Origin of the sequence: Pseudomonas huaxiensis (assembly GCF_003231275.1) — a bacterium.
In the GTDB taxonomy this organism is placed as follows: Bacteria; Pseudomonadota; Gammaproteobacteria; order Pseudomonadales; family Pseudomonadaceae; genus Aquipseudomonas; species Aquipseudomonas huaxiensis.
In genome coordinates, this window is the sequence record NZ_QKVL01000056.1 from 19,043 (window position 1) to 32,220 (window position 13,178).

A 13,178-nucleotide genomic window follows, 5' to 3' on the forward strand; every position below is an offset into this window, starting at 1 on the left:
GGAGTTTTGCGGAGTCCTGTGGGAGCGAGCTTGTCGGAGCGCCGAACCGTCGCGAAGGGCTGCAGAGCAGCCCCCAATACAGGCGCTGCAATGCTAACTAACTGGCACTACTGCACAGCCTGCTTTTTCTTGCAGCTTGAGGCTTGAGGCTTGTCGCTGGTCACCGATTTCATCTGGCAAACGCAAACTCCTCTTATTCACGCCGCCCCGTCCTGTTAAGCTTGCGGGCTGTTTTTTCGAACACCGTCCGGGATCTTTCATGCCCTCGCTGCTTCGCCTCTGCCTGCCACTGTTTCTGGCCCTGCCGCTGGTCGCCTGCGACGAAGCCCCACGCTTCACCCAGGCCGAGCCCGGCGAAGCCCGTGCCGGCGGCGATACCACGGTGAACCGCGGCGACCAGAACGCCTATTCGATGCCATCGGCCAACCTGAGCCCGGCGCGGCGCCTGGACTTTCATGTCGGCAACAGCTTCTTTCGCAACCCGTGGGTGATCGCCCCGTCGACCACCACCGCCCGCGATGGCCTCGGCCCGCTGTTCAACACCAACGCCTGCCAGAACTGCCACATCCGCGATGGCCGTGGCCATCCACCAGAGCCCGGTGACAGCAACGCCGTGTCGATGCTGGTGCGCCTGTCGATCCCCAACCAGCCCGAATACGTCAAAGTCATCGAGCAACTGGGCATCGTCCCCGAGCCGGTCTATGGCGGGCAGTTGCAAGACATGGCGATCCCCGGCGTAGCGCCGGAAGCTAAGGTCCGGGTCGACTACACCATGCACACGGTGACGTTCAAGGACGGCACCCAGGTCGAACTGCGCACGCCACAACTCAATATCACCCAGCTCGGCTATGGTCCGATGCACCCCGACACGCTGTTCTCCGCGCGCATCGCTCCGCCGATGATCGGCCTCGGCCTGCTCGAAGCGATCCCGGAGGAAGCCATCCTGGCCAATGCCGACCCGGACGACCGCAACGGCGACGGCATTCGTGGCCGACCCAATCGAGTCTGGGACGACGCCCGCCACGAAACCGTGATGGGCCGCTTCGGCTGGAAAGCCGGGCAGCCGAACCTCAACCAGCAGAATGTCCACGCCCTTTCCGGCGACATGGGCCTGACCAGCAGCCTGCGCCCGATGGACGACTGCACCGCAGCGCAGACCGCCTGCAAGCAGGCGCCCAACGGCAATGGCGCCAACGGCGAACAGGAAGTCAGCGACAACATCCTGCGCCTGATCCTCTACTACACCCGCAACCTGGCGGTGCCCGCGCGCAAGGACGTCGATTCGGCGCAGGTGCTGGCCGGCAAGAACCTGTTCTTCCAGGCCGGCTGCCAGGGCTGCCACACCCCGCAGTTCACCACCGCTGCCACGGCCGCCGAGCCGGAACTGGCCAGTCAGGTGATCCGCCCCTACAGCGACCTGTTGCTGCACGACATGGGCCCGGGCCTCGCCGACCAGCGCAGCGAATTCGCCGCCAGCGGCCAGGACTGGCGCACCGCGCCGTTATGGGGCATCAGCCTGAACCAGACCGTCAGCGGCCACACCCAGTTTCTCCACGACGGCCGGGCGCGCAACCTGCTTGAAGCCGTGCTTTGGCACGGCGGCGAAGCACAAGCCGCCCAGCGTCACGTCTTGACCTTCAATGCCGAGCAACGCGCTGCGTTGCTGGCGTTCCTGAACTCACTCTAGAGAAGGAGCCGGACATGTTCCGTCCCAAGCTGTTGTTCACCAGCCTCGCCGCCCTCGCGCTGGGCGCCTGCTCGCCGCAAGACCCGCAGGCCGTGACCTCCGCCGCCATCGCCAAGCAGGTGATCATGCCGACCTACAGCCGCTGGGTCGAAGCCGACCGCCAGTTGGCCGTCAGCGCCCTCGCCTACTGCGAAGGCAAGGCAAGCCTGGACACCGCCCGTGCCGATTTCCTCCACGCGCAAAAAGCCTGGGCCGAGCTGCAACCACTGTTGATCGGCCCGCTGGCCGAAGGCAACCGCGCCTGGCAGGTTCAGTTCTGGCCAGACAAGAAAAACCTTGTCGGCCGCCAGGTCGAGCAACTGGTCAGCGGTGACAAGCCGGTAGATGCCGAGACCGTGGCCAAGTCCAGTGTCGTGGTCCGCGGCCTCTCGGCCTACGAATACATCCTCTTCGACAGCAAGCCGGACGCCGCCAATCCAGAGCAGAAAGCGCGCTACTGCCCGCTGCTGGTGGCCATCGCCGCTTACCAGAAGACCCTGGCCGAAGACATCCTGAAGAACTGGAACAGCAACGACGGCATGCTCGCGCAGTTGACCAAGTTCCCCAACCAGCGCTACGCCGACTCTCACGAGGCCATCGCCGATCTGCTGCGCGCCCAGGTCACCGCCCTGGACACCCTGAAGAAAAAGCTCGGCACGCCGATGGGTCGCCTGAGCAAAGGCATTCCGCAGCCGCTGCAAGCCGAAGCCTGGCGCAGCCAGTCATCGCTCAAGAGCATCGCCGCCAGCCTCGCCGCGTCGCAGACCGTCTGGGTCGGCGTCGACAATCAGGGCCTGCGTGGTCTGCTGGGCAAGGACCAGAAAGTCCTGGCCGACAAGATCGACGCCGCCTACGCCGAGTCGATCAAGCTGCTGGACGCCAACCAGCACACCCTGGACGAACTGCTGCAGGATGAAGCCGGTCGCCAGCAGCTCAACGCGATCTATGACAGCCTGAACGTGGTTCACCGCCTGCACGAAGGCGAGCTGGCCAAAGCGCTGAACATCCAACTCGGCTTCAACGCCAACGACGGTGACTGATCATGCTGCGACGCCAGGCCCTGAAACTCGGTAGTGTTCTGCTCAGCGCCCTCACTCTGGGCGGCTGGACCCTGCTGCGGCAAAAGGAGCGGCCGCCGCTGTTGTTGTCTGCCCGCGATGACGCGGACGGTCAGCACTACGCGGTCGGCTATCGCCTGGACGGCACCCAGGTGTTCGCCACCCGGGTCGCCCAGCGTTGCCACGACATCATCAATCACCCCGAACTGCCCATCGCCCTGTTCGTCGCTCGTCGCCCAGGTACCGAAAGCTACCTGATCGACCTGCGCGACGGCGTTTTGCTGCAGACCATCGCCTCGCAACCGAACCGGCATTTCTACGGTCACGCGGTGATCCACAAAGGCGGCGAGTGGCTGTATGCCACCGAGAACGACACCACCGATCCGGGGCGTGGCGTACTCGGCGTGTACCGCTTCGAAGGCGAGCGCCTGGTGTATACCGGTGAGATTTCCACCCACGGCGTCGGCCCGCATCAGGTGTCGTGGATGCCGGACGGCGAGACCCTGGTGGTGGCCAACGGCGGTATCCGCACCGAGGCCGAAAGCCGGGTCGAGATGAACCTGAACGCAATGGAGCCGAGTCTGGTGCTGATGCACCGCGATGGCAGCCTGATCAGCAAGGAAACCCTTGGCCAACAGATGAACAGCGTGCGTCACCTGGCCATCGGCAACGATGGCACAGTGGTCGCCTGCCAGCAGTTTATGGGCGATGCCCATGAGACTGCCGAGCTGTTGGCGATCAAGCGTCCGGGCCTGCCGTTTGCGGCTTTCCCGGTGCCGGAGCATCAGTTGCAGTCCATGGCCCAGTACACCGCCAGCGTTGCCGTGCACAGCGAGCTGCGCCTGGTGGCGATGACCGCGCCACGGGCCAATCGCCTGTTCATCTGGGACCTCGACGACGCCAGCGTACGCCTGGATGCGCCGATGCCGGATTGCGCCGGCGTTGGCGCGGTGGCCGATGGTTTCGTGGTCACCTCCGGACAGGGTCGCTGCCGCCTGTATGACTGCCGCAAGGACGAACTGGTCGGACAGCCGCTGCAATTGCCGTCAGGCCTGTGGGACAACCACCTGCATCTAGTCTGAAGCGTGGTCGCCGGGCGTAGGGCAAGCGAGTAGACTTCGCCAATATCGCATCCAAGGAACTGGAATATGCTGCGCCGTCGCATGCTGATCATGTTGGGCATCGTGCTGCTGATCGTGTTGATCCTGGGGGGCTACAAAGCCTTCTCCATCTATCAGCAGATCCAGATGTTCTCCGCGCCAAAACCGCCCGTCAGCGTGGCGGCGACCGAGGCGCGGGAACTCGCCTGGCAAAGCCGATTGCCCGCCGTGGGCAGCCTGAAAGCGCTGCAAGGGGTCGACTTGAGCCTGGAAACCGAAGGCACGGTGAAAACCTTGCTGTTCGAGTCCGGGCAACAGGTCAAGCGCGGCCAGCCGCTGCTCGAACTGGACAGCGAAGTGGAAAACGCCCTGCTCGGCACCGCCCAGGCCGACCTCGGCCTGGCCAAGGTGGACTACAACCGGGGCGGCCAACTGGTGGGCAGCCAGGCCATCTCCAAAGGTGAATACGACCGCCTGACCGCGCAGTACCTGCGCAACAAGGCCGTGGTCGATCAACTCAAAGCCTCGCTCGCGAAGAAAAGCATCGCCGCGCCGTTCAGCGGCACCATCGGCATCCGCCAGGTGGATGTCGGCAAATACCTGCCCAGCGGCACGGTGATCGCCACGCTGCAGGACCTCAGCAGCCTCTACGTCGACTTCTCGGTGCCCGAGCAGGCCCTGCCGAAACTCAGCCTGCAACAGCAAGCACTGATCAGCGTCGCCGCTTTCCCCAACGAGACCTTCACTGCAGCCATCAGCGCCCTCAACCCCAAGGTCGATGACGCCACCCGCAACGTGCAGATCCGCGCCACCCTGGCCAATCCTGACGGCAAGCTGCTGCCCGGCATGTTCGCCAATGTGCAGGTGCTGCTGCCCAATCCGAGCAATGAAGTAGTGGTGCCGCAGAGCGCGATCACCTACACCCTGTACGGCAACTCCGTGTATGTCGCGGTGCCGAAAAAGGCCGAGAACGGCGAGCCTGAGAACGCTGCCGACGGCAAGCCAGCACTGATCGCCGAACGGCGCTTCGTCACCACTGGCGAGCACCGCGACGGTCTGGTCGTCGTCAGCAAGGGACTCAAGGTCGGAGAACAGGTCGTCACGGCCGGGCAGCTCAAGCTGACCCAGGGCGCATCGATTGCCGTCAGCCCCGACAAGACCCAGAAAGCCGACTCGAACAGCCAGCCTGGCACCGACTGAACAAGGAGCCGTCATGGCTTTTACCGATCCGTTCATCCGCCGTCCGGTGCTGGCAACCGTGGTCAGCCTGCTGATCGTGTTGCTCGGCTTCCAGGCCTGGAGCAAGTTGCCCATCCGCCAGTACCCGCAGATGGAAAACGCCCTGATCACGGTGACCACCGCCTACCCCGGGGCCAACGCCGAAACCATTCAGGGCTACATCACCCAGCCCATGCAACAGAGCCTGGCGAGCGCCGAAGGCATCGATTACATGACGTCGGTAAGCCGGCAGAATTTCTCGGTGATCTCGATCTACGCCCGCATCGGCTCGGACAGCGACCGCCTGTTCACCGAGCTGCTGGCCAAGGCCAACGAGGTCAAGAACAAGCTGCCGCAAGACGCCGAAGACCCGGTGCTGAGCAAGGAAGCGGCCGACGCTTCGGCGCTGATGTACATCAGCTTCTACAGCAGCGAACTGAGCAACCCGCAGATCACCGACTACCTGTCGCGGGTCATCCAGCCCAAGCTGGCGACCCTGCCGGGCATGGCCGAAGCGGAAATCCTCGGCAACCAGTTGTTCGCCATGCGCCTGTGGATCGACCCGGTGCGCCTCGCCGGCTACGGGCTGAGCGCCAGCGACGTCACCGAGGCGGTGCGCCGCTACAACTTCCTGTCCGCCGCCGGTGAGGTGAAGGGCGAGTATGTGGTCACCAGCATCAACGCCAGCACCGAACTGAAGTCCGCCGAAGCCTTCGCCAACATCCCACTCAAGACCAGCGGCGACAGCCGGGTGCTGCTCGGCGATGTGGCGCGGGTGGAGATGGGCGCGGAAAACTACGACACGGTCAGCTCTTTCGACGGCACGCCGTCGGTGTACATCGGCATCAAGGCCACGCCGGGCGCCAACCCGCTGGACGTGATCAAGGAAGTGCGCAAACTGATGCCGGAGCTGGAAAGCCAGTTGCCGCCGAACCTCAAGGCTTCCATCGCCTACGACGCCACCCTGTTCATCCAGGCCTCCATCGACGAAGTGGTCAAGACCCTGGTCGAGGCCGTGCTGATCGTCATCGTGGTGGTATTCCTGTTCCTCGGCGCCTTCCGCTCGGTGCTGATCCCGGTCATCACCATCCCGTTGTCGATGATCGGCGTGCTGTTCTTCATGCAGTTGATGGGCTATTCGCTGAACCTGCTGACCTTGCTGGCCATGGTGCTGGCCATCGGCCTGGTGGTGGACGACGCCATCGTCGTGGTGGAAAACATCCACCGCCATATCGAAGAGGGCAAGACCCCGTTCGACGCGGCACTGGAAGGTGCGCGGGAAATCGCCATGCCGGTGGTGTCGATGACCATCACCCTGGCGGCGGTCTACGCCCCGATCGGCTTCCTTGAAGGGCTCACCGGTGCGCTGTTCAAGGAATTCGCCCTGACCCTCGCCGGCGCGGTGGTCATCTCCGGCGTCGTGGCCCTGACGCTGTCGCCGATGATGTGCGCCATGCTCCTGCGCCACGAAGAAAACCCGTCCGGCCTGGCGCACCGCCTCGACAAGCTCTTCGAACGGCTCAAGCAGCGCTACCAGCGGCTGCTCCATGCCACCCTCGATACCCGCCCGGTGGTGCTGGTGTTCGGCGTCATTGTGCTGTGCCTGATTCCGGTGTTCCTCAAGTTCAGCACCTCGGAACTGGCCCCGAACGAGGACCAGGGGATCATCTTCATGATGGCCACTGCGCCACAGCCGACCAACCTCGACTACCTGAACAGCTACACCGACGAATTCACCAAGATCTTCAAGGAATTTCCAGAGTACTACTCGTCGTTCCAGATCAACGGCTTCAATGGCGTGCAATCGGGGATCGGCGGCTTCCTGCTCAAGCCGTGGGACGACCGCAAGCGCTCGCAGATGGCGTTGTTGCCGGAAGTCCAGGCCAAGCTCGATGGAATCGCCGGCCTGCAGATCTTCGGCTTCAACCTGCCGTCGCTGCCGGGTACCGGCGAGGGCCTGCCTTTCGCCTTCGTGATCAACACGCCGAACGACTATGAATCGCTGCTGGACGTGGCCCAGCGGATCAAGGAGCGCGCCGAGGCCTCGGGCAAGTTCGCCTTCCTCGATATCGACCTGGCCTTCGACAAGCCGGAGGTGGTGGTCGATATCGACCGGGCCAAGGCGGCGCAGATGGGCGTGTCCATGGATGTACTGGGCAGCACCCTGGCGACGTTGCTGGGCGAGGCAGAAATCAACCGCTTCACCATCGACGGTCGCAGCTACAAGGTGATCGCCCAGGTCGAACGGGCCTACCGCGATAATCCGGACTGGCTGAACAACTACTACGTGAAGAACCAGGCCGGGCAGATGCTGCCGCTGTCGACCCTGATCACCGTCAGCGACCGTGCGCGACCGCGCCAGCTCAACCAGTTCCAGCAACTCAACTCGGCGATTATCCAGGGCTTCCCAATCGTCAGCATGGGCGAGGCGCTGGACACCGTGCGCACCATCGCCCAGGAAGAAGCCCCGGCGGGCTTCGCCTTCGACTACAGCGGCGCGGCGCGCCAGTTCGTGCAGGAAGGCAGCGCGTTGTGGGTGACCTTCGGCCTGGCGCTGGCGATCATTTTCCTGGTGCTGGCGGCGCAGTTCGAGAGCTTCCGCGATCCACTGGTGATTCTGGTGACCGTGCCAATGTCGATCTGCGGGGCGCTGATTCCGCTGTTCCTGGGGCTGTCGAGCCTGAACATCTACACCCAGGTGGGGCTGGTGACGCTGATCGGCCTGATCAGCAAGCACGGCATTCTCATCGTCGAGTTCGCCAACCAGCTACGCGAACAGAAAGGCCTGACGGCCCGCGAGGCAATCGAGGAAGCGGCGGCGATTCGTTTGCGGCCGGTATTGATGACTACGGCGGCGATGGTCTTCGGCATGGTTCCACTGATCCTCGCCAGCGGCGCGGGAGCGGTCAGCCGGTTCGATATCGGGACGGTGATTGCGACGGGGATGTCGGTGGGGACACTGTTTACTCTGTTCGTGCTGCCTTGCGTCTACACACTGCTGGCACGTAAGGATGAGCCGCGTACCGTCGAGCAAAGGGTGTAAATGTTTAGGGCCTCATCGCTGCGGTTCGGCGCCCCGACAAGCCAGCTCCCACAGTGTCCGGCAAATGCCGATTCATTGTGGGAGCTGGCTTGTCAGTGATGAGGCCTCAAATCAGGTTTATATCAGCCCTGCCCTCTGAGCCCTTGGCTCATACCAAACAGAAACAGCAGCAGATCATGGTCGGGCTGGGCCTGGACCTGCGGTTTCACCACTCGCGGCAATGGGCAGCGTTCCGAAACATCGGAAGCGCTGATCACACCCGGGCGAGGCTGCTCCCATGCCGCTACCGCAACGGTCGCGGTAGCCAGGGCAGCCAGGAGAAACAAACTTCGAGCTATTTCTAGTTTCATCACTCTAAACCTTTGACTGCGCTGCCAAACGCCATCTGGTAAAAATAGAGCAGCTTTTGCCAATCGGCATCGTTCCACGACGAATGGCGGCGCAACTGGCGAAGGTCATTGGCAGCGGCCCTGTGCCGACTAATACGCCGACGGCACTTTTCCAGGTCCAGCAGTGCGATCTCGGCGCGGGCATCGTCGCCCTCGCCCACGACCTTGACGAAGACATGCTTGGCATACAGGCAGCCGTGCTGCCAATGCCCCAGGTGCATCCGCGCCAGGTTGCGCGCCAGGTCTTCCAGCACGCGGTCGTGCAGCACTTCGCCGTATCGCTCGCGGCCACCAGCGGCATACCAGTTGTCGATTTCCTCGAAGCCTTCCAGCGCCTCGCTGACCAGCAACGCACGCCATTGGTGATCGGCATCGCGCTCGACACCGCAATAGACAATGTTCGGTACACGCACGCCCAGTTGCTCGAAACTGTGCAGCGCTTCGTACTCGCGCAACACCGTAGGGCGGCCAAAGGGGTGCAACAGACTGCGGTAGATATGACCAATCTGGCGTTTGGCGTACAGCATGTGTCCGCGGTCATCGCGCAAGCGCTGCACACCGCTCTCGCCGCCACGCCGCTGGTTGGGTTCTTCTACCCACTCGCCCTGCTGTTTCCAGAAATAATCGAACCGGTCAGTGCCGGAAGCCCGGCCCGCATCTGTCACATCCATATTTTTCAACCCTTGCGCAATACATAAACTCGCCACATGGCGTAGAACGGCAGAAAGTCCATTTGTTCCTGAATCCGGAAGCCGGCAGCCTTGAACTCCTCCTCGACCGTAGCAGCCGGTAACACAAAGCGATTCTGGTAACTTCCAGTCTCACCTGTGGCCCCGCGACGCGCTTCGAGTTTTTTCCGACGCCATGCCTTGATATTGCCGTCCACCCATAGCGAAACAATCACGCTATCACGGCTAACTCTTTGAAATTCCTTGAGAATTGTCATCCTGTGAGCAGCTTCACCAATGTGGTGGAACAGCCGCATGCAGAAGATGCTGTCTACCGCGTTGTCGGGTAGATCGATTGCGAAGGCTGAGGTCTGCAAGGGTCGTACCCGTTTCACGACTTCAGCGGGTTGCGAGCGGCACGCAGTCTCCAGCATGGCCGCGGAATTGTCGGCTCCGATGATCACGCGGTTGGCCTTTTCCGCCAGCAGCGGCCAGAAGCGTCCGGCACCAGAAGGCAGGTCCAGCACCAGTCCCGGCTCTCCTGCCAGCATCAGAGCGCGTCGGGCAAGTTGCTCATCACGCTGGTGGGACAGGCGACGGGCAAAGCTGGCCTGGTGCTTCTCGTAGTATTGCTGGGCGTGGGTCTGATCGTACTTTTCGGAAAAATCGAGCTTGATAGGACTGGACATGGCACATCTCCTGACTGCAATGAGCGCCACGTTACGCGGGGCAACGTTGCCGTCAGGTCATGTGCGTGTGAAAAATATGTCAGGTAAATTCTCAAGCTTTACAAAGTATTACCTGGATCCAAAACGGACTCAGGCGTCAGGCGCCACTCCCTTGTCACCCAGGCTCACATGGAAACGGCAGCCATGGGGCTGGGTTGCGCTGAGGCTGACCACCCAGCCCTGATCGTCACAAATACGCTGGACCAGCGACAAACCAAGGCCGAGGCCATCACCGCGCTTCTCGCCGCCGCGCACGAACGGCTGGAACATCGCCTCGCGCTGTTCCTCGGGAATCCCCACACCGCTGTCCTCCACCATGAAGCTGTCCGCGTCGAGGGTCAGGCGGATAAAACCGGAGTCGGTGTAATGCGCGGCATTGCGCAGCAGGTTGCCCATCACCGACTGCAGGAACGTCGCGTTGTAGAGCTGCGGCGAAACTGCATTGACCACCAGGCTCAGCGAGAGGCCCTTCTGCTCGATGGTGTCGCGCCATACGCCTATCAGTTCATCGCCGACTTCCTTGAGCGTCGTCCGCGAAGCGACAGCGCCTTCATCACGCTGGGCGCGGGCGAGCATCAGGAAGGTCTTGACCAGTTCCTGCATCTCTTCGGTGGCACGAGCAATCCGTTCCACCTGGGAACGGGCTCGGTCATTGAGACCGGGGTACTCCATCAGCAGTTCGCAGGAGCTGGCCAGGACCATCAACGGTGTACGCAGTTCATGGCTGACGTCGCTGGTAAATAGCCGCTCCCGGGTCAGCGCATCGCGCAAGCGACCCAGCGTGGCATCGAAGGCCACAGCCAACTGCCCCACTTCGTCGGCGGCATAATCCGGTGCCAATGGCGGCGCCAGGCCGAGCAACTGGTCACGATGACGAACCTGCCGCGCCAGACGAATAACCGGCGCCATCACCCGCCGCGCCAATACCCAGCCGAGGAACACCGCCAGCGCCAGGCTGAGGACGAACCCCACCACCACCACGGCGAACAGCACCCGCTCGCGTTCTTCGAAATCGCTCTGGTCCTGCAACAGCACATAGCGCCGGCCATCCACCACCTCGACCATGGCGTGGTAAGACAGGTGCTCACGGAACACTTCGTGGAAACCGGGATTCAGGTGCTTCAGGTCCGACGGCAGGGCAAAGTCATCGCGCCCGCCACTGTAATAGAACAACTGGTCGGGCCGCGGCCGGTGGCTCCATTCACTGACGTTGTCCATCAGCAGCAAGCGCTGCAAGTCGCCACCCAGCACAGTGGAAATCAGCCGCTCTTCCACCAGGTGTACCGTCGCGACAATACCGAACGCGAACGCGCCCGCCACCAGCGCGCTCATCAGCGCGAAGGCGATGATGATCCGCTGGGCAAGGCTTTGCTTAAACTCCATCACGGCCCTCGGCCAGCCGGTAGCCGACGCCGTGGACGGTGTGCAGCAGCGGTTTTTCGAACGGTTTGTCGATGACCTGGCGCAATTGATGGACGTGGCTGCGCAGGCTGTCGCTGTCCGGGCAATCATCGCCCCACAGGGCCTCTTCCAGCACCTCGCGGCGCAGCACGTGCGGGCTCTTCTGCATCAGTACCGCCAGCAACTTCAGGCCCACCGGGTTGAGTTTGAGCAGGCGGCCCTCGCGGGTGACTTCCAGTGTGTCGAGGTCATAGCTCAGTTCGCCCACCTGCAGGCTGCGCCGGCCGCCGCCCTGGGCGCGACGCAGCACCGCTTCGATGCGCGCGGCCAGTTCGGAGAGGGCGAAGGGCTTGAGCAGGTAATCGTCGGCGCCGGAGCGGAAGCCTTGCAGGCGGTCGTCGAGCTGGTCGCGGGCGGTGAGCATGATCACCGGCGTGTCCCGGCGGGCATCCTCGCGCAGGCGTTTGCACAAGGTGTAGCCGTCGATGCCGGGGAGCATGATGTCCAGCACGATCAGGTCGTAATGTTCGGTCGCGGCCAGGTGCAGGCCGGACAGTCCATCCTGTGCGCAATCGACCGTATAGCCCTTGAGGCCCAGGTAATCGGCCAGGTTGGCCAGGATATCGCGGTTATCTTCAACCAGTAGTATGCGCATGGCGTCCTCTCGTTTCTGTTGCTGTGGCCGTCTGGCTGGCGCAGCTTACGGTCATAGTAGACAAGCCGCTAGGCCAACCGGGCGATATTGTCACCTGACGTTTTTTTCACGGTGGATTCACAAACAAGGCATGCGCCGGGATGGAGAATCGCCGGTCGTCTTCCCTCACCGCCTGGACTCGTCATGCCCCCACACCCCGATTTCGTTCCCTCGCGCCCACTCAATCCCTGGCTGGCCCTGGGCATTCCACTGCTGGTCGCGGTGGTGCTCGTCCTGCTCGAACTGACCGATGTCGACATGGTGTTGGCCCGGATGGCGTTCGACCCAGCCGCTGGCCAGTTCATTGGCAGGCACAGCTACTTTCTCGAAGACATCCTGCATGACCGCGCCAAACAGCTCGTCATCCTTTTCGGCGTGCTGGCGATCGGTGGGTTTGCCGCCAGTTTCGCGGTTGAACGGCTGAAACCTGTGCGTCGGGAGTTGGGCTGCCTGGTCCTGGCCATGGGGCTCTCGACGGCCTTTGTCACGCCGCTCAAAGCGGTGACTGCCGTGCAGTGTCCGTGGAGTCTGAGCCAGTTTGGCGGCAATGAAACCTACAGCAAGTTGCTCGAAGCACGGCCTGAAACCAACAAACCCGGGCGTTGCTGGCCCGGCGGTCATGCGGCTACCGGTTTTACCCTGTTCGCGCTGTTCTTTGTCCTGCGTGATCGTCGCCCGCGTCTGGCGAAAGTGGCGCTGGGTGTGGCCTTTGGTCTCGGCACGCTGTTCTCGATCGGGCGCATGTTGCAAGGGGCGCACTTTTTTTCGCACAACGTCTGGACCGCGGTGTTTTGCTGGTTGATTGCGCTGGGTTGTTACTACCTGGTGCTGTACCGCCGACATGCCCCGGCCGAGGCCAGCGATGCTGTGGTGCAGGTCAACTGATTCATTTACGGGCTTGGGTGCTGTGAGCTTATCCATTCGATGTGGCGAGGCTGCCGGCCCCTTCCGCCTTTACGGCGTCCGACTTTTGTCTTGGCAAAAGTAGGCAAAACCGCTCGCTCCCGCATCCGGCCCTACGCTGCGCTTCGGGTCCCCTCCTGAAGTCGCGAAGTTACGGGCGAAGTCTGTGATGACGGATCTTCGAAATCAAAATCTAACTAACAGACGCGCCACAAGGCGCTCTTGATCTTCGTGCGCGAAAGTCCAGACA

11 protein-coding genes are annotated in these 13,178 nt (G+C 62.7%); 6 read left to right on the forward strand and 5 right to left on the reverse strand.

All coding sequences use genetic code 11. From position 1 onward, the window contains the following. Positions 1-259 precede the first annotated feature (259 nt). The 5 genes from DM374_RS29685 (at position 260) to DM374_RS29705 (ending at position 8,145) form a co-directional block, all read left to right on the forward strand. A complete protein-coding gene (locus tag DM374_RS29685; protein WP_110973121.1) occupies positions 260-1,687 on the forward strand; it encodes a di-heme oxidoreductase family protein in 1,428 nt (475 codons plus the stop codon). Between the two features lie 14 nt (positions 1,688-1,701). Beyond that, on the forward strand, positions 1,702-2,766 hold the full coding sequence (locus DM374_RS29690) for an imelysin family protein (RefSeq protein ID WP_110973122.1): 1,065 nt from the start codon (positions 1,702-1,704) through the stop codon (positions 2,764-2,766). Between the two features lie 2 nt (positions 2,767-2,768). Continuing rightward, positions 2,769-3,866 (forward strand): DUF1513 domain-containing protein, encoded by a 1,098-nt coding sequence (locus DM374_RS29695; protein ID WP_110973123.1) that lies wholly within the window; start codon positions 2,769-2,771, stop codon positions 3,864-3,866. A gap of 66 nt (positions 3,867-3,932) precedes the next feature. Beyond that, positions 3,933-5,084: an efflux RND transporter periplasmic adaptor subunit gene (locus tag DM374_RS29700; RefSeq protein ID WP_110973124.1), complete on the forward strand. Its 1,152-nt coding sequence runs from the start codon at positions 3,933-3,935 to the stop codon at positions 5,082-5,084. A 13-nt stretch (positions 5,085-5,097) separates the two neighbouring features. After that, positions 5,098-8,145, forward strand: a complete 3,048-nt coding sequence (locus DM374_RS29705) for a multidrug efflux RND transporter permease subunit (RefSeq protein ID WP_110973125.1) — start codon at positions 5,098-5,100, stop codon at positions 8,143-8,145. A 122-nt stretch (positions 8,146-8,267) separates the two neighbouring features. Here DM374_RS29705 and DM374_RS33875 read toward each other — a convergent pair whose 3' ends face one another. The 5 genes from DM374_RS33875 to colR all read right to left on the reverse strand — a co-directional run bounded on the left by DM374_RS33875 (position 8,268) and on the right by colR (position 11,986). Further along, on the reverse strand, positions 8,268-8,495 hold the full coding sequence (locus tag DM374_RS33875; RefSeq protein ID WP_110973126.1) for a hypothetical protein: 228 nt from the start codon (positions 8,493-8,495) through the stop codon (positions 8,268-8,270). Beyond that, positions 8,495-9,205 (reverse strand): lipopolysaccharide kinase InaA family protein, encoded by a 711-nt coding sequence (locus DM374_RS29715; RefSeq protein ID WP_110973127.1) that lies wholly within the window; start codon positions 9,203-9,205, stop codon positions 8,495-8,497. Before DM374_RS29715 ends, DM374_RS33875 begins: the two co-directional genes overlap by 1 nt. A 5-nt stretch (positions 9,206-9,210) precedes the next feature. Next, positions 9,211-9,891, reverse strand: a complete 681-nt coding sequence (locus tag DM374_RS29720; RefSeq protein ID WP_110973128.1) for a class I SAM-dependent methyltransferase — start codon at positions 9,889-9,891, stop codon at positions 9,211-9,213. A gap of 129 nt (positions 9,892-10,020) precedes the next feature. Further along, the gene (locus DM374_RS29725; RefSeq protein WP_110973129.1) at positions 10,021-11,313 is read right to left on the reverse strand and encodes a sensor histidine kinase; all 1,293 of its coding nucleotides are present in this window, start codon (positions 11,311-11,313) and stop codon (positions 10,021-10,023) included. Continuing rightward, a complete protein-coding gene (colR, locus tag DM374_RS29730; protein ID WP_110973130.1) occupies positions 11,303-11,986 on the reverse strand; it encodes a two-component system response regulator ColR in 684 nt (227 codons plus the stop codon). Before colR ends, DM374_RS29725 begins: the two co-directional genes overlap by 11 nt. 183 nt (positions 11,987-12,169) lie before the next feature. On the opposite strand from colR, the gene DM374_RS29735 reads away from it, so the two are divergent. Next, entirely contained in the window at positions 12,170-12,910 is a 741-nt protein-coding gene (locus tag DM374_RS29735; RefSeq protein WP_110973131.1) for a phosphatase PAP2 family protein, read from the forward strand. Positions 12,911-13,178 lie beyond the last annotated feature (268 nt).